Origin of the sequence: Luteibacter sp. CQ10, assembly GCF_040900725.1 — a bacterium.
Classification (GTDB): domain Bacteria; phylum Pseudomonadota; class Gammaproteobacteria; order Xanthomonadales; family Rhodanobacteraceae; genus Luteibacter.
In genome coordinates this window covers 201,836-218,280 of record NZ_JAEUYM010000003.1, presented here as the reverse complement: position 1 = coordinate 218,280, position 16,445 = coordinate 201,836, and the positions used below count along the sequence as shown (strand labels likewise).

The following is a 16,445-nucleotide window of genomic DNA, read 5'->3' as shown; positions in this document are numbered from 1 at the left end:
CACCCCGCGTCAGCAGCCCGGGGTGGGGATTGGGGGGCGGATTTCAGCCAAGACGGCTTCCGGTTCCCGCGGCAGCATCGGCATCCTTTTCCATGGATACGCCGATGAAGACCCTGATCGCCGGCTGGCTCGCCCTGGCCCTCGCCACGACCGCTTCCGCCACACCCCCGGATCGCCTGTCGCCGGGCGATCACACCGCCGACGTGGACGGCCTCCGTTTTCACTATCGCGTAGAGGGACACGGGCCCTTGCTCGTGGTGCAGGCGCCGGGATGGGGCATCGGCACCGATTACCTCGCCAACGGGTTGGCGCCGCTGCGGACGCACTTCACGGTGCTGACGTATGACCCGCGGGGTACCGGCGGTTCGACGCCGGTACGTGCCAACGATCACTTGGGCAACGCCGACTTGGCGAACGACCTCGAACGGCTTCGCACGTATTGGGGCCTGTCGAGGATGAACCTTCTGGGCCATTCCAACGGAAGCGCCATCGCCATCGTGTATGCGGAAACGCATCCGGCGCAGGTCGACAAGCTCGTACTGGTCGGTTCGCAATTGCTCGGCTACACGGGGGATTCCGGTCCCGCCTACGATGCCGAGAAGGCGCGCAGGAAAGCCTCCCCGGATTTCGCCTGGCTGCTCGCGCACATCGGAGACAAGGCGCCCTCCGACGACCGGGGATTCACCACCTATTTCCGCGAACGCGTGGGCTTTTACGTCTATGACCCCGGCAAGGACGCGCCGACCATCGTCCGCCAATTGACGAATACCATGTCGAGGTCGATGAATCGCGCGTTCGACGAATCGCCGGCCACGGACAAGGCACCGCCGCTGTCCGACCTGGGCAAGATCACCGCGAAGACCCTGGTCGTGGAGGGCCGCCAGGATCCGGTATGCCCCCTGGCCGAATCGGAATTCCTGCGTGACGGCATCCACGGGGCGCGCCTCGTGACCATCGACAAGTCCGGTCACTTTCCGTGGGTCGAGCAGCCCGATGCGTTCTTCGCGCCGGTGACGTCGTTTCTGTCCGAATGATCAGCGTCCGGCCGGCACGCTCAGGCGAGCCATCAGCCACACCATGATCGCCGATGCGGCGAAGACGAAGAAACGAAAGCTGGCGGCGGGAAACAGGACAAGGTGGATGCCGACGAAAGCCGCCGGCAGCACCAGTAGCCCGATGAAACGCGTGCGCTCCGCGAGCGCCTCGTCGCGTCGCCTGCCGAACCATGCCGCGAACATTCCCATGCCGTAGATGGCGCCCTGGGGATGCATCGCCAGACCCATCGCAGCCGTCACGTAGGGCCTCAGGTAATCGCCGAGCGCATGCGACGGCGCGAGCGTCGCCGGGTACGGCGACTTGTGGATGAACGACATGTTGAACAACGTGAGCCATCCGTAGGCGCCATGCGATACCGCCAGGTAGCCGGTGATCGCCACGGCCATCGCCACCGTGGCGCGCACGCGCGAGGTATCGATGAAGGCATGGGCGCATAACAAGGCCGAAAACAGTACGAAATCCGTGCGTACCAGCGGCAGGAGGGCAGCGACGACGACGAGCCAGCCGCTGCGCCGGAGAAGCGCAAGCAAAGCCAGTAGCGCAAACGCGCAGGCCATCGCATCGGGTGAGGAAAGGCTGGCGATGTCCAACATCCCCGCCGGCAAGGCGATCACGGGCACCGCCACGAGCGATACGCCAACCTCACGGCACAGTGCCGCCAGCAACAGCACCGACACGGCGGCGAATGCGGCGCTTACCACGTGGGTCGCCTTCGGATAACCCATGCCGGTCGCCGCATGGATCGCACGCAGGGTCTGCACATACGCCACGCGAGTCCGATAGAACGGAAGCTGCTGGGACAGCGACGCGGGATCGGAAAACACGGTCCGCCGGTAGTCGTCCTGCTGGGTCATCAACTGGAACGTGGACCGATCGACGGCGGCGCCCAGGCTGTCGAACGTCACCCTGCTCAGGTCGGCACCCCGGTGACCGTCCGCGCTCGACGCCGCGGCGACGTAGCCGATCAGGTCCCAGTTATTGGCCGGTCGGCGAAGGCCGAACGCCAACACTGCAACCACCGTCAAGGCCGTGAACAACAGACCGAGCGCCTGCGGCCACTTCGCGATCGTCCCACCCATGCTCGACAACTCCCCACCGTGAAGCGGTAGGTGCTTCTTGCGACGGCAAGCGTTGCCTCAGAGGGTTTTTTTCAGATCCTGGATCAGGCGGCGGGACCGCTTGTCGGGACGGGAGTCGGGGCGCAGCAGCGCACCGCCGGTCAGCCGGCGATCTTCACGCTGGCGCTCGCGCTCGGCCGCGCTTTCTTCCGTTTCGGCGTAGAGCTTGCGGGCTTCCGGGGCCGGGCCGCGCTTTTCCGAGAGCGCCTCCACGATACAGGCGAGCCGTTCCTCGCCGCGGGTCACCCGCACGGTATCGCCGACGTGTACCGTCTTCGCGGGCTTGCAGGTGGTGCCGTTCAGTTCCACCTTGCCGCCGTCGATCGCCTGCTTGGCGAGGCTGCGGGTCTTGAAGAAACGCGCGGCCCAGAGCCACACGTCGGCGCGAACGCCCGGTGTCGTTGCGTGTTCGGTCATGCGGCCAAGTGTGTGGCCGGTTCGCGGCAAACCCAAGCCTCAGGCCAGCATCAGATTGCCCAGCGGCACGGTGGCCAGCGACAGCAGGATGCCCGCGCCGAGCACGGTATTCGCCAGCTGGGGTTCCAGCCCGTGCTGGTCGGCGAGGATGGCGGCCGAGATCATCGGCGCCATGGCCGCCTGGAGGACGCTGACGGTCAGCACCAGGCCCTCTATCCCCGTCGCACGCCCCAGGACGAAGACGGCGAGCGGTGCCAGCAGGAGTTTCCAGCCGAGCCCCACCACCAGCGGACCGACCTGTTCGCGACGCACGTGGAGCTGGAATTGAAGACCCACGGAGAACAGGGCCAACGGCGTGAGGGTCTGGCCCACCTGCATCAGCAGACGGTCGACGGCGTCCGGCCAACCTCCCGCGATGCCGACGACCACGCCGGTGAGCAAGGCCAGGAATGCGGGAAACGTGAACACGCGGCGCAGGACGACGCCCACACGGGTGCCCTTGCCCGAATACAGCGAAGCCACCGCGATGCCGCCCGCCGCAAGCAAGGGAAAACATCCCATCTGGTCGGCGATCACGGCGATGGAGAGCCCTTCCTTGCCGTGCATGGCCTCCATCATCGGATAGCCCATGAACGAGGTGTTGCCCAGGCCACAGACGAGGGTCAGGCAACCGATGCGTTGTCGCGACCAGCCGAGCAGGCGGCCCAGCGACGCGAAGACGAGCCAGGCACCGAAGAAGGTAACGTACATGCCGGCGACCGGCAGCCAGAGGTGCGCGTCGAACGTCACGCGTGGCACGAGGGCCAGCACGAGGGCCGGCAGGGCCACGTTGAGCACCCACCAGTTGATGCCGGGAACGATCCCGTCGGGCAGGCTCGCGTAGCGTCGGCACAGGATGCCGAGGGCCAGGCAGGCGAAGAGGACGAGCAATGCGGACATGGTGCTGAAGATAGCAAACGCCGCCGTCGCTCCACCGCCGTTCGCCGATGCGATCGGCTCCCACCCCTTCGGTAGCAAGCCCGTCCCTTCGCTGGCGTCGCTACCGCAGGCATGGAAGCGGTGCGATCGGCGTCCCCTTCGGCAGCATAGCTACCGAAGGGGTGGGAGCGGATCGTATCCGCGAATCCTACGAAGCGCTACGAATCAGCCCAGCAACACCCGATTCATCCGCTGCACGAACGCCGCCGGATCGGACAGTTGCGCACCGGCCGTGATTTCGGCCTGCTCGAGCAGCAGACCGGCCAGGTCGGCGGCCTTGGTGTCGTCGGACTCATCGGCAAGCCGCTTCACCAGCGGATGCGACGGATTGATTTCCAGCACCGGCTTCGAATCCGGCACGTCCTGCCCGGCTTCGCGCAGCAGACGAGCCATGTGCGGCGCCATCTCGAAGTCCGACAGCGCCAGGCACGACGGCGAATCGGTAAGACGAGCCGACACGCGAACGTCGCTCACGCGCTCGCCAAGCAGGCTCTTCGCCCGTTCCAGCAACGGCGCGGCCTCGGCGCTGGCCGCTTCCTGCTTCGCCTTGTCGGCTTCGTCCAGCGGGAAGTCGCCCTTGGCGACGTTGCGCAGGCGCTTGCCGTCGTATTCGTTGAGGTAGCCCAGCATCCACTCGTCGACACGGTCGAACATGAGCAGCACTTCGATGCCCTTGGCCCTCAACGCCTCGAGCTGCGGGCTGCCCGCGGCGGCGGCGAAGCTGTCGGCGGTGACGTACCAGATGGCGTCCTGGCCCACCACCATGCGACCGACGTAGTCGTCGAACGACACCGTCTTCGCCGCGCCTTCGCCCTTGGTCGAAGCGAAGCGCAGCAGCTTCGCAATGCGCTCGCGGTTGGACGCGTCCTCGACGATGCCTTCCTTCAGCGTATTGCCGAAGCTGTTGAGGAACGACGCGAACTTCTCCGGTTCATCGCGCGCCAGCTTGTCGAGCAGGTCGAGCACGCGCTTGACGCAGGCGGCCTTGATCTTTTCCAGCTGGCGATTGTGCTGGAGGATCTCGCGGCTCACGTTGAGCGGCAGGTCGTCCGCATCGACCACGCCGCGCACGAAACGCAGGTAGTTCGGCAGCAGCTCTTCGGCCGCGTCCATGATGAAGACGCGCTTGATGTAGAGCTTCAATCCCTTGCGCTCGTCGCGGCCGCCCATCATCAGGTCGAACGGCGGCTGCTCGGGCACGTAGAGCAGCGTGGTGAAGCTCTGGCTGCCTTCCACGCGGTTGTGCGTCCAGGCCAGCGGATCGTTGAAGTCGTGGCCGAGCGCCTTGTAGAAGCTCTTGTACTCGTCGTCGGTGATCTCGGTCCTGGCGCGCGTCCACAACGCCGAGGCGGAGTTGATGGTTTCCCAGTCGGTCGGGTCGGGCTTACCGTCCTTCTCCTGCGGCATGCGGATCGGGAAGGCCACGTGGTCGGAATACTTGGTGACCAGCGAACGCAGCTGCCAGCGCTTGAGGAACTCGTCCTCGCCCTCCTTCAGATGGAGCACCACGGTGGTGCCGCGTTCGGTGACGTTGGTGTCTTCCAGCGAGTACTCGCCCTTGCCGTCGCTTTCCCAACGCACGCCCGCCTCGGTGGGCTGGCCCGCGCGGCGGGTGATGACGGTGACCCTGTCGGCGACCACGAAGGCGGAATAGAAGCCCACGCCGAACTGGCCGATCAGGCGCGCGTCGGCCTTCTGTTCGCCGGAAAGGGCCTCGAGGTAGCGGCGGGTACCCGAGCTGGCGATGGTGCCGATGTTGGCCACCACCTCATCCCGGCTCATGCCGATGCCGTTGTCGCGGACGCTGATGGTGCGCGCCTCGGGATCCCAGGAGATCTGGATGCGCAGGTCGGCGTCGTCCGCGGTGAGGCTGGCGTCGGCCAGCGCTTCGAACCGCAGCTTGTCGCAGGCGTCGGAGGCGTTGGAGATTAGCTCGCGCAGGAAGATTTCCTTGTGCGAGTAGAGGGAATGGGTCACCAGGTGCAGGACCTGGGCGACCTCGGCTTCGAACTTACGGGTTTCCTGGCTCACGGTGCCGTTCCTTCAGGTTGGGACAGAACCGCGATTATGGGGACGTTGGGGGCGGGACAAAACCCCGGGGGCCGGAGAAGTCAGTCGGTCGCTACGCGGCCTGGGAACAACCGTAAGTGGGGGGCGCGGCCCTATCGACGAACGGCGGCCCCTTGGGGCCGCCGCTTAAGGTTCACGGCCAGCCGCCCTGCGCTGGCGACTTACGGGCCGCAAGGCGGCCGGCTTACGCCCGCTGCAACGCCGCGATGCGCTCCTCGATGGGCGGGTGGCTCATGAACAGGCGCTTGAAGCCCGAGGCGAGGTGACCGGAAATGCCGAAGGCCTGGATGGTCTGCGGCAGGGTGGTGTCGCCGTGGTTGCCCGACAGGCGCTGCAGGGCCGAGATCATCGAGCCGCGGCCGGCCAGGCTGGCACCCGCGGCGTCGGCGCGGAACTCGCGCCAGCGGGAGAACCACATGACGATCATCGAGGCGAACAGGCCGAAGACGATCTGCAGGATCATCACGGTGACGAAATAGCCGATGCCGCCCTCGCCCTCGCGGTCGCGGCCACCGCTGAGCCAGCTGTCGACCACCCGCCCCACGACGCGGGCCAGCACGATCACCAGCGTGTTGAGCACGCCCTGGATCAGGGTGAGCGTCACCATGTCGCCGTTCGCGACGTGGCCGATCTCGTGGCCGAGCACGGCCGACACCTGTTCGCGGTCCATCTGCTGGAGCAGGCCCGTGCTCACCGCCACGAGCGCGTTGTTGCGGGTCATGCCGGTGGCGAACGCGTTCATTTCCGGCGCGTCGTACACGGCCACCTCGGGCATGCCGATGCCGGCCTTGTCCGCGTGGCGGCGCACCGTCTCGAGAAGCCAGCGTTCGGTCTCGTTGGCCGGCTGCTCGATCACCCGGGCGCCGGTGGACATCTTGGCCGTCCACTTGGAGATCGCCAGCGAGATGAAGGCGCCGCCCATGCCGAAGACGGCGGCGAAGACGATCAGCCCACCCAGGCCCATCCCGCGCTGTGCCGCCCACTGGTCGATGCCGAGCAGGTGGCAGACGGCCGAGAGCAGGAAGATGACCGCGAGGTTGGTGGCGACGAACAAAGCAATGCGTTTGAACATGATGTTTTCTCTCACGGCGGCTGGCTATGGGGCGCCGCTCGGGTGAAGTTTTCGGGGCGAAGGCTGAACGATTCAATGGTTCAGCAGCCTTTCACCGCGCGAAGGCCGGTGCGACGCGGTTCAGCCACGAGCGGCTTGGCCTACACTGTCGGCCTCGCGCCACCCACGCCTTGAGAAACGTCTCATCCTTGGTTCCGTCCCCCGTCTACCGCGGCCGCTTCGCCCCCTCGCCGACCGGCGCGCTGCACTTCGGCTCGCTAGTTGCCGCCGTCGGCAGCTGGATGGTGGCGCGGCACGCCGGCGGGCGCTGGCTGCTGCGCGTGGAGGACATCGACCCGCCGCGCGAAGTTCCGGGCTCGGCCCCCTCCATCCTCCGGACGCTGGAGGCGTTCGGCATGCGAGCCGACGAGCCGGTGGTCTACCAGTCGCACCGCCATGCGGCCTATGAGGCCGCCTTCGACCGGCTTCGCGAGCGCGACCGCGTGTTCCCGTGCTGGTGCAGCCGGGCCGAACTGGCCGCGCGCGGGGGCATGCATCGCGACGGCCGGTGCATCGCTCCGCCCGATCCCTCGCGACCTCCCGCCTGGCGCCTGCGCACGCCGGACGAGACCATCCGCTGGACCGACGACCTGCAGGGCCCGCAGGCGGAAAACCTCCGCGAATCGGCGGGCGATTTCGTGATTCGTCGCGTGGAAGGGTTGTGGGCCTACCAGCTAGCCTGTGTGGTGGACGACGCCGCACAGCACGTCACCCACGTGGTACGCGGTGCCGACCTGCTCGACTCCACGGCCCGGCAGATTCACCTCCAGCATCTTCTCGGCCTGCCGACGCCCGGTTACCTGCACCTGCCGCTGGTGCGGGACGCCGACGGTCGCAAGCTGTCCAAATCCGCGTCGGCCCTGCCGGTGGATCCCGCCGATCCCCTGCCGGCCCTTCGCCAGGCACTGGGCTGGCTCGGCGTCGACGTGCCGGAAGGACCGGCCACGCCGGAAAACCTGCTGGCCGCGGCGATCAACACGTTCGATCCTGCGTCGCTTCGCCGCAGTAGTCTTGGGCAGGCGACGGCGTTATAAGAACCGATTGCCCGCGAGGCGGGCTCCACACGAAGGCATAAAGGGTTGGGATGAAGCACGGCATTACGCAACGCACCGCACTGGTCACCGGCGGTACCGGCGGCATCGGTACGGCGATCGTGCGATACCTCGCCCAGCAGGGCCACCGCGTGGCCACCAATTACCGCGACGAAGCCAGGGCGGCGGCGTGGCGCGAAGACATGATCCGCGACGGCATCGACGTGACCATGGTGCCGGGCGACGTTTCCGACCCCGTGTCGGCGGCCGCCATGATCCGTGCCGTGGAAGAGCGCGTCGGCCCGGTCGAGATCCTCGTCAACAATGCCGGCATCACCCGCGACACCACCTTCCACAAGATGGATTACCAGCAGTGGACCGAGGTGGTGAACACCAACCTCAACGCCTGCTTCAACGTGACCCGGCCGGTCATCGAGGGCATGCGCTCGCGGCAATGGGGACGCATCGTGCAGATCAGCTCGATCAACGGCCAGAAAGGCCAGTACGGGCAGGCCAACTACGCGGCGGCGAAGGCCGGCGTGCATGGCTTCACCATCTCGCTGGCCCAGGAAAACGCGCGGTTCGGCATCACGGTGAACACGGTGTCGCCGGGTTACGTGGCCACCGACCTGGTGATGGCCGTGCCGGAAGACATCCGCGCGAAGATCGTTTCGCAGATTCCCGTCGGACGCCTGGGGCGCCCCGAGGAAATCGCGCACGCGGTGGCCTTCCTGACCTCGGAGGATTCCGGCTGGATCACCGGCTCCAACCTCGCCATCAACGGTGGGCATTACATGGGCTGGTAGCGCTTTGCCCGGCAGGAGCCGATTCATCGCCGATCAACGTTGCGGCGTCACCGCTTCGTTGGCTTTCGCTCCTACCGAGCCGTCTGAAGGCCCAAGTCCTCGAGTGCCCCGGGTTCCTTGATCGCCACCCCGTTGTGGTGCGCCCGGAACTTGGCCATGTCCAGATAGGCCCAGCGGCGGGCGCGCATCACCGAGCCCAGCGGCCGGTGGGCCGTCACACCATGCCATGGACTGAACGCCAACCGGTCGTCGATGGCCGCGTGGCGCTCCTGGTCCCATGCCGATTGCGGCGAAACCACGATACGCGCCACGTCGAGATAGGGACTCGTCTCCTCCGGCCACGCCACCGAGGCGTCTTCGATGGGCATGCTCTGCGGATCGGTACGGAACTGGACGCGCAGGTCCCACTCGCCGCCCTGCGTCGCGAAATGTTCGATCATGGCGTCGCGCAGACCGTTCGGACGCCCGCTGAGGTCGACCGCCGCGTCGGTCAACGCCGTGAGGTTGGGCGAATGCGGCGCCACCGACACTTTCACCACGTAATCGCCGAAGCGCAGCGGCGCCTGGCTGTAATAGGTGTCTCCCAACGGATTCGTTTCCGGTTGGCCGCCGAGGGTCAGCAGCGTGGCGCTCTTGCCACCGAAGGCCTCGATCACGCGTTCGGCGCCCCGCAGGATGGCCGACAAGGCTTTCTTCGCCCCCTCGGCCCGATCCGTGGTGGCCGCGATCGGTTTCAGCCTGGCGGCGAATTTCTTCGCGGTCGAGGCGTTGAACGCCGGGGAATTCACCATGACGAAGTCCTGCGTGGCGGCGTCCCGGCTATCGGGTAGCCGCTCGCCGTCGACGTTCAGGATCTTCACCGCCATGCCGCGCGGCGTGGAGACGTTGTCGTCGAGGATGTCGCCCGGCACGGTCGACAGACGCATCACCAGGGGGTAGCGGCCCGCCCGGGCGAAGATGCCCTGGGCCAGCTCGCGGGGCAGGTCGTCCGGCACGATCATCTCGCCGGTGAGCAGTGCGTGGCTTTTCGCATGCACCGAGCGGTTCGCGTGCCCCTCGTGCCTGAGCGTGGTCTGGTTGATCTCGGTGAGGGTTCGGATCAAATCTTCGACCGTCTTCTCCTCGTCCGGATCGATCTCCTCCAGCCTGTCGTCATAGGGAATCGGCGCGGGATGGAGAGACAGGGGCATGGCACGGCCTCGGATGGATGTCGAGGCATCGTGCAACCGAGGATGTGAACGTGTGGTGGCGGCAATCGCCGATACGTGCGCTACATGAGCTTGTAGCTGAAGGTGAGGTTCCAGCGCTTCTCCCGCGTACCGCTCTCGGGCGGTTTATCCCCCGTCGGCTTCGCCAGCGCGAAGTCGATCGAATAGTGTTTCGAATCCGATACACGCAGGCCGACGGCCGCCGAATCCAGCTTGTCGATCAGCGGCCGCGCGCCGTTCAGATACACGCGCGCGCTCTGGTAGGCCACATAGGGCACGATCGACTTGATCCACGACTGTCCCGAGACGAACGCCCGGTTCACCTCGAACGATGCCGCCCAGCCGCTGTCGCCCGCCGCGTCACCCGGGTCGTACGCATACGCATAGCTCGGGCCGCCGAAGTTGATCTGCTCGGTGGACGGCAGGGTGTCGTCGCTGTACTGGCCGGTCATGCGCAGGACGGTGCCGATCTTGTGCGCCCATTGCTCCGACCACAGGCCGCTGGCCATGTAGCGGGTGAACGACACGTCGGGTAGCGTCGTCGCGATTCCGCCGGCGACATTGGTGATCGCTCGCGAGTAGGCCCCCATCGAATCGAAACCGTGCGCCGCGCCGACGCTGAACTGCACGGTGCGCCTGGGCGCCACGCGCAACCAGGCCAGCTCGGCGTTGAGCACGCGCACGCTGGATTGCAGTGCGATCATCGCCCCCGTATCCACGTTGCGATAACGGTCGTCCTGCCGGGAGCCATAGACGCCCATCGTCAGGTTCAGGCGCTTCGTATTGGTGAGCACGAGAGGATAGATGGCCGAAAGCGCCAGGCGATCCTGGGTGAGGCGATGGTCGAGGTACGACGGCAACTGGCTGCTGTCGGTATCCGGATTGCCCCAATAGCGACTGGCATCCACCCTCGCCTGCCAACCTCGCGAACCGATCGGTTCCAGCCACCCAGCCGAATAGAAGCGCTGGCCGCCGCCGTTCGGAAACAGCGTGGAAAGGCTCAGCTGCTCGCCCAGGGGAGTGGCGCCGTTCTCGAGCACGTTGAACACGCCCTGCGTACCCGGGTGGTTGAAATCCAGTCCATAGCTCACGTCGTAGCGTTGCCGCTTGACGCTCAGGTCGAGGCTCGTCGCGCCGTCGGTGGTGGTCGGCGGAGGCACGTTCGCCCCTACCTGCACGCCGGGCAACTGGCCGAGCAACTGCGTGTAGCGCTCGAACGTTTCCTGCCGCAAGGGACGTTCGCCCATGACGTGGTTCGCCATGGCGCGGATGCGGTTTTCCATGTTGCCGGCGTCGCCGGTGATCTTCACCTCGGCGACGTAACCCTCCACCGCGGTGATCTTCACCACGCCGTTGGCGAACGTCTGCGCCGGCACGAACGCGAACGAAAGCGCGTAGCCCCTGTCCTTGTACATCGCCGTGACCTTGTTCGCCGTCTCGACGAGATCGCGCACGGTCACCTGCTTGCCGCGCATCGGCGCGAAAAGGTCGGCCACGGAGGAAAAGGGAATCGACTTCACGCCGGTCACGTCGAAGCGCGAGGGCGTAACGCGAGTGGCGAGCAGTGCTTCCATCGCTTGCGTGGGTGCCTGCACGTTGACCTGCACCGACGGCGCCTGCTTTGGCGCTTCGGTGCGCGGAAGGGTCTGCAAGGGGTTGGCGGGAACGCGCACCTGGGCGGGCGCGGCACATACGACGGTCATGCCGAGAAGGCACCCGAACCATCGATTCATGGAAACTCCCTGCGAGCGATGCCGAACTTCACCCTAGCGGGGCGATACCGAAGACGATGCGCGTTTCCGGAAACGGGCGGTGCGTTGCGCACCGCCCGTTCGCCGTCCGTCAGCGACGTTTGCCGCCCAAGGCGCTGCCGAGGCCGTTGAGCAACCCTTCCACCGGGTTGTTCTGCGCACTGCCGCCGGTGCCGCCCGCCGTGTTGGTCACGCTCGATACCGTGTTCGTCACGCCGCTCACCACCCCACCGACGAGACCGCCCACGGGATTCTGGCTGGCGCCACCGCCGCCGGTGGCCGTCCCGCCGACCGCCGCGACCGTGCTTGTCACGCCGTTCACCAGGCCACCGACGAGACCGCCGCCCGCGCCGCCCTGGCCGGAGATACCGGTCGCATCCGCCACGTTGTTGACGAGCGTGTTCACCGGATTGGTGACGGCGGAGACCGGACTCGTCGGCGAGGTTACCGCCGCGACGGTGTCGCCCGCCTTACTGGCCAGGCCGGCCACCGTGTTGGTCACCGGGGAAAGCGCCGCAAGCGGGCTGGAGGGATTGGTGAGGTTGCTGACCAGGCCGGCCGCGCCATCGAGCGCGGCGTTCACGCCCGCTCCCGTGTTGGCGATGGTGGCGTTGGTGCCGCCCGCCTTGCCCAGGCCGCTGTTCAGCGCACCGCTGACGCCGGCAAGCGTACCGCCCGTGTCCTGCACGGCCTGACCCGCGAGCGCGGTCAGGCTACCCAGCTGCCCCGGCACCTGCGCACCGGAAACGTCCTTGCCGAGGTTGGTGACGCCCTGGGCGACGCCGCCGGTGAGGCCGCCCGCCGCCGTTCCCGTCGCCGCGACGAGGTTGCCCGATTCGATCGGCGACGCGCTGCTTCCGATGGACGACGCGATCGGATTCAGCACGTCGCTGACCGTCTGCGTCAACGTATCGCCCGCACCGCTACCCAACGCGCCGCCCAACTGATCGCCCAGGTGGTCGACGCCGTCGCCGATCTTGCCGACGAGGGATCCCGCGGCCGACGTGATCGGTGCGATCGGCGTACCGCCACCGACGGTGGCCACGCCGCCCCCGAGGTCCTGCACCGCCTCACCCGCGTAATTCACCACGTTGCCAAGGCTGCTGGCGGTCGTGCCGACCGGGTTGTCGATGTTGCCGGTCTGACCGAGGCCATTGCTCAGGCCATTGCCGAGCGCCGTCACGGCCTGGCCCAGATCGTCGACGGCACTACCCACCGAGGTCGTGAGGCCGCCGGTGCCGCCCAGGGCCGTCACGGCCGGAATCTGGGTACCTACCCCCGAGACGGTGCCGCCGACCGACGAGACGATATTGCCCAGTCCGGTGCTCACGGCGCCGACGGCGTTGCTGGCCGGCGTGGGCGTGGTACCGCCGCCGTTGTTGCCGCCACCGTTATCGCCACCACCGTTATCGCCACCACCGTTATCGCCACCACCGTTATCGCCACCACCGTTGTTTCCGCCGCCGTTGTCGCCGCCGCCGGTATTACCGCCACCGTTGTTGCCGCCCCCGGTGTTTCCACCGCCGGTATTACCGCCTCCGTTGTCGCCGCCGGTGTTCCCACCGTTATTGCCGCCGTTGTCGCCGGTACCGCCGGTACCTCCACCGTTGTCGCCAGCGCCGCCCGGGTTCACGGTGGTACCGCCAACGCCACCCGAATGCGTCGAGCCATGGCCGCTGCATGCGGTGATCGACACCATCGCCGCAACCATGCAGCTCGCGAGCACGGTGCGTGAAAGAGTCCTGCCGAAAGTCTTCTCGCCCATTTCGATCTCCCCGAACGCAGCAGCGTTCCGTTGAGCCCCTGCCTAGGAGCGACACTCGGACTGAGACCCACGTCACAGCCTCGGACCCATCTAAGTCCCCGAGGGAAAGATCGATTACGCAAAATTGGCAGGTGGAACGATTTCCGTTAGGCCAAATCGGCCAAACGTGAAAACATGTCGTGACAATGTCAAAAAGCTTTGATTTAGATCGATAAAAGCTTAGTTTTCGGTGGGTATGGCGTGAACCGGTGGAATACCGGGCCAAAGCCAGACGATAGCTGACGGCAAGGATGGCAAGTCACGCGACCGTTGATGAAACGGAGGGTGGACGCTCCCGGTGTCTGCAGACCGGGTCGCCATAGGCACCGGCATTCGCCAGCGCGACGCTTCGTATGCGTCGAGGTGTGCCGTGGCAAGCACGCACGCCTAAAAAAACGCCCCGCGGAGGGGGCGTTTCCGTGACTTCAATGCACGGTGAAAAGCTTATCGAAGCCGGCGATGCGCAGGGTGTTGCGCAACTGCGCACTGGCATTGACCAGGCGGATTTCCGCGCGGTCGCCGCCGGCGTGTTCGCGCAGGAGCATCAGCATGCCCAGCGCGGAGCTGTCCATCGTGTTGACCTCTTCCAGGTCGAGCACGTAGCTGCGCGCGGCGGGCACGTCGCCCAGGCACACGTCGTGGAACGCGCGATGGATGGAGAAATCGAAGCGATCGCCCAGGTGGAGCGTGAGCGTGCCCTGTTCGGTGTCGTGGTGGACGTTGATGGCCATGATGGAATCCTTCAGAACAGGTCGATGTCGCCGGCGGCCATGGACTGCTGCAGCGCAGGGCCGCGCGAGCGCAGGCGGGCACGTTCGCGCTGCTCGGCCAGGCGGGCGCGCACGCGCTGGGCGCGGGCATTAAGTTCGCTGGCGTCGGCCGGCGCGCAAGCCAGCTCTTCGATGTCGCGCGTGCAGTCGGCGGTGATTTCCTGCAGTTCCACCAGGCGCGTGCGCGTCTGGTGCAGGAGCTGGCTGAGGATGTCCTCGAACTGCAGCGAACGGATGGTGGTGGAGACGTCGTTGCCCAGGCCGCGGTTGATGGTGGCTGCCTCATCGGCGGCGGCGCTGGTGCGCGCGTTCGACTCGGTGATGCTCGACATCATGTCGTCGATGTCGCCCTTGGCCTGCAGAGCCACGTTCATGTCCTGCGAGGCCATGTGGCCGACCAGTTCACGCAGATGTTCCATCGCGGTGCGCGAGCGCTCCACGTGGGTACCGATCTTCTCGTTGAACTGGTTGCTGTGCTGGGCGAGGTTGCGGATCTCACCCGCCACCACCGCGAAGCCGCGGCCGGATTCGCCCGCGCGTGCCGCTTCGATGGCGGCGTTGAGCGCCAGCAGGTTGGTTTCCTCGGCGATGGTGTTCACGTTCTTCAGCAGCGCGAACACGGCGTCCATTTCTTTCGCCATGCCGTCGATGCGGTAGACGATGCGCAGGCTCTCGCGGGAGAGCTGCACGATGAGGCCCACGAAATGTTCGAGCAGCCCGGCCGTGCGCGAGGCGAAGTCCTGCACCGAGATGCCCTTGCCGCCACTCTCGATGATCTCGCCCAACAGTTTCTGCTGCTTACCGGTCTTCTGCGACAGGCCGTTGAAGCCGCCACCGAGGTCGGCCACGGCGTCGCGCAGCAGGTCGAGCGCCTGGTTCAGTTCGCGGCTGGCGTGGCCGAGTTCGTCAACGATGGCGCTGCGCACGTCTTCCATCGCCTCGCGCACCGAGGCCTCGTCGCTGGATGCGGTGTTGAGCACCACTTCCACTTCGGGCAACGGCGCAGGGCGCAGGGCGATGGCGATCCAGGTGGCGGCCAGCAGCGCCACCACGACGGGAGCGACCCAGGCCGCGTGGAACACCAGGACCAGGAGCAGCGCCACGACGCTGGCGGCGAAGCCGATGCTGCGTTCGTTCTTGGGAATGACCATGATGGAAGTCTCGTTCTTCAGGTGCCGACGCGGGCGGCGGCGGAAACGGGTGTATGGGCCAGTTCGAGCAGGCGGGCGGCGATCGCGTCCAGCGGAAGCATCTCCGCGGCGGCACCGGCCTTCCAGGCGGCGCCGGGCATGCCCCACACCACCGAGCTGGCTTCGTCCTGGACGAGCGTGGGCGCACCGCTCTCCTTCAATTCGCCCAGGCCGCGCGCGCCGTCGTCGCCCATGCCGGTGAGCAGGCAGCCGATGGTGGCGGCGCCGACGCTGGCGGCCATGGAGCGGAACAGCACGTCCACCGAGGGCTTGTGCCGGTTCACCGGCGGGCCGTCGTGCAGGCGGCAGACGTGGCGCGCGCCGTCCCACATCACCAGCAGGTGCTGGCTGCCGGGGGCGATGTAGACGTGTCCGGCCTGGATGGGCTGGCCGTCGCGGGCCTCGCACACCTTCATCGCCGAGCAGGTGTCCATGCGCGCCGCGAAGGGGCCGCTGAAAGCGGCGGGGATGTGCTGGGTGATCACGATGGGCGGCGCCGTGGGCGGCATCGCCTCGAGCACCACGCGGATCGCCTCGGTGCCGCCGGTGGAGGCGCCGATCGCGATGATGCGCGTGCCGCCGCGGGTGCCCGGCGTCTGCGCGCGCGGCAGCACCGCGTCCGCGGAAAGGCGCGGCGCCACGTCGAGCCGGGTGACGGTCGAACGCTCGCGCGGCTTCGCGCCGGCGGCGAGGCGAACCTTGGCGCAGATCTCCGGCGCGTGCTCCATGAAGGTGTTGGCCAGGTCGGCGGCGGGCTTGGTGAAGAAATCCACCGCGCCCAGTTCCAGCGCGCGCAGGGTCACGTCGGCGCCTTTCTCGGTCAGCGTGGACACCATCACCACCGGCATCGGCCGCAGGCGCATCAGGTTCTCGAGGAAGGTCAGGCCGTCCATGCGCGGCATCTCGACGTCGAGCGTGAGCACGTCGGGGTTGAGCGCCTTGATCTTCTCACGCGCGATCAGCGGGTCCGGGGCGGCGCCCACCACTTCGATGCCCGGATCGGACTCGAGCATGGTGGTCAGCACCTTACGGACCAGGGCCGAATCGTCGACGATGAGAACGCGTACTTTCTGCATGGGCTCTCGCCGCTGGGTTGCTGGACATCCTCGTCGGCGGGCCGACCGGACCATGAATC

The 16,445-nt window shown here is 67.0% G+C and carries 14 protein-coding genes; 3 read left to right on the top strand and 11 right to left on the bottom strand.

Features of this window, described 5'->3' with window-relative positions; translation table 11 throughout:
• The first annotated feature begins 104 nt into the window (after positions 1-104).
• Entirely contained in the window at positions 105-1,034 is a 930-nt protein-coding gene (locus JNG39_RS13925; protein WP_368312228.1) for an alpha/beta fold hydrolase, read from the top strand.
• On the opposite strand, the gene JNG39_RS13920 is transcribed toward JNG39_RS13925, so the two are convergent.
• The 5 genes from JNG39_RS13920 to htpX form a co-directional block, all read right to left on the bottom strand.
• Positions 1,035-2,135 (bottom strand): hypothetical protein, encoded by a 1,101-nt coding sequence (locus JNG39_RS13920; RefSeq protein ID WP_368312226.1) that lies wholly within the window; start codon positions 2,133-2,135, stop codon positions 1,035-1,037.
• Between the two features lie 57 nt (positions 2,136-2,192).
• Positions 2,193-2,591, bottom strand: coding sequence for an RNA-binding S4 domain-containing protein (locus JNG39_RS13915; protein ID WP_368312224.1), 399 nt, complete (start codon positions 2,589-2,591; stop codon positions 2,193-2,195).
• A gap of 39 nt (positions 2,592-2,630) precedes the next feature.
• Positions 2,631-3,530, bottom strand: coding sequence for an AEC family transporter (locus JNG39_RS13910; RefSeq protein WP_368312222.1), 900 nt, complete (start codon positions 3,528-3,530; stop codon positions 2,631-2,633).
• Positions 3,531-3,734: 204 nt separating this feature from the next.
• Positions 3,735-5,600, bottom strand: coding sequence for a molecular chaperone HtpG (gene htpG / locus JNG39_RS13905; protein ID WP_368312221.1), 1,866 nt, complete (start codon positions 5,598-5,600; stop codon positions 3,735-3,737).
• A gap of 223 nt (positions 5,601-5,823) precedes the next feature.
• Positions 5,824-6,711 carry a protease HtpX gene (gene htpX / locus JNG39_RS13900; RefSeq protein WP_368312219.1) on the bottom strand — a complete coding sequence of 296 codons (888 nt, stop codon included), beginning with the start codon at positions 6,709-6,711 and terminating at the stop codon, positions 5,824-5,826.
• Positions 6,712-6,899: 188 nt separating this feature from the next.
• On the opposite strand from htpX, the gene gluQRS reads away from it, so the two are divergent.
• Positions 6,900-7,784: a tRNA glutamyl-Q(34) synthetase GluQRS gene (gluQRS, locus tag JNG39_RS13895; RefSeq protein ID WP_368312216.1), complete on the top strand. Its 885-nt coding sequence runs from the start codon at positions 6,900-6,902 to the stop codon at positions 7,782-7,784.
• A gap of 62 nt (positions 7,785-7,846) precedes the next feature.
• Positions 7,847-8,587 (top strand): acetoacetyl-CoA reductase, encoded by a 741-nt coding sequence (gene phbB / locus JNG39_RS13890; protein WP_368312828.1) that lies wholly within the window; start codon positions 7,847-7,849, stop codon positions 8,585-8,587.
• Between the two features lie 71 nt (positions 8,588-8,658).
• Here phbB and JNG39_RS13885 read toward each other — a convergent pair whose 3' ends face one another.
• The 6 genes from JNG39_RS13885 to JNG39_RS13860 form a co-directional block, all read right to left on the bottom strand.
• Positions 8,659-9,777 (bottom strand): catalase family protein, encoded by a 1,119-nt coding sequence (locus JNG39_RS13885; protein WP_368312215.1) that lies wholly within the window; start codon positions 9,775-9,777, stop codon positions 8,659-8,661.
• 80 nt (positions 9,778-9,857) lie between these two features.
• Positions 9,858-11,528: a ShlB/FhaC/HecB family hemolysin secretion/activation protein gene (locus JNG39_RS13880; RefSeq protein WP_368312212.1), complete on the bottom strand. Its 1,671-nt coding sequence runs from the start codon at positions 11,526-11,528 to the stop codon at positions 9,858-9,860.
• A gap of 109 nt (positions 11,529-11,637) precedes the next feature.
• The gene (locus JNG39_RS13875; RefSeq protein WP_368312211.1) at positions 11,638-13,311 is read right to left on the bottom strand and encodes a collagen-like triple helix repeat-containing protein; all 1,674 of its coding nucleotides are present in this window, start codon (positions 13,309-13,311) and stop codon (positions 11,638-11,640) included.
• A gap of 464 nt (positions 13,312-13,775) precedes the next feature.
• Positions 13,776-14,081: an STAS domain-containing protein gene (locus JNG39_RS13870; protein WP_247368352.1), complete on the bottom strand. Its 306-nt coding sequence runs from the start codon at positions 14,079-14,081 to the stop codon at positions 13,776-13,778.
• An 11-nt stretch (positions 14,082-14,092) separates the two neighbouring features.
• Complete coding sequence (locus tag JNG39_RS13865; RefSeq protein WP_368312208.1) at positions 14,093-15,271, bottom strand: methyl-accepting chemotaxis protein; 1,179 nt, start codon at positions 15,269-15,271, stop codon at positions 14,093-14,095.
• Between the two features lie 17 nt (positions 15,272-15,288).
• Entirely contained in the window at positions 15,289-16,386 is a 1,098-nt protein-coding gene (locus tag JNG39_RS13860; RefSeq protein ID WP_247368357.1) for a chemotaxis response regulator protein-glutamate methylesterase, read from the bottom strand.
• Positions 16,387-16,445: the final 59 nt, after the last annotated feature.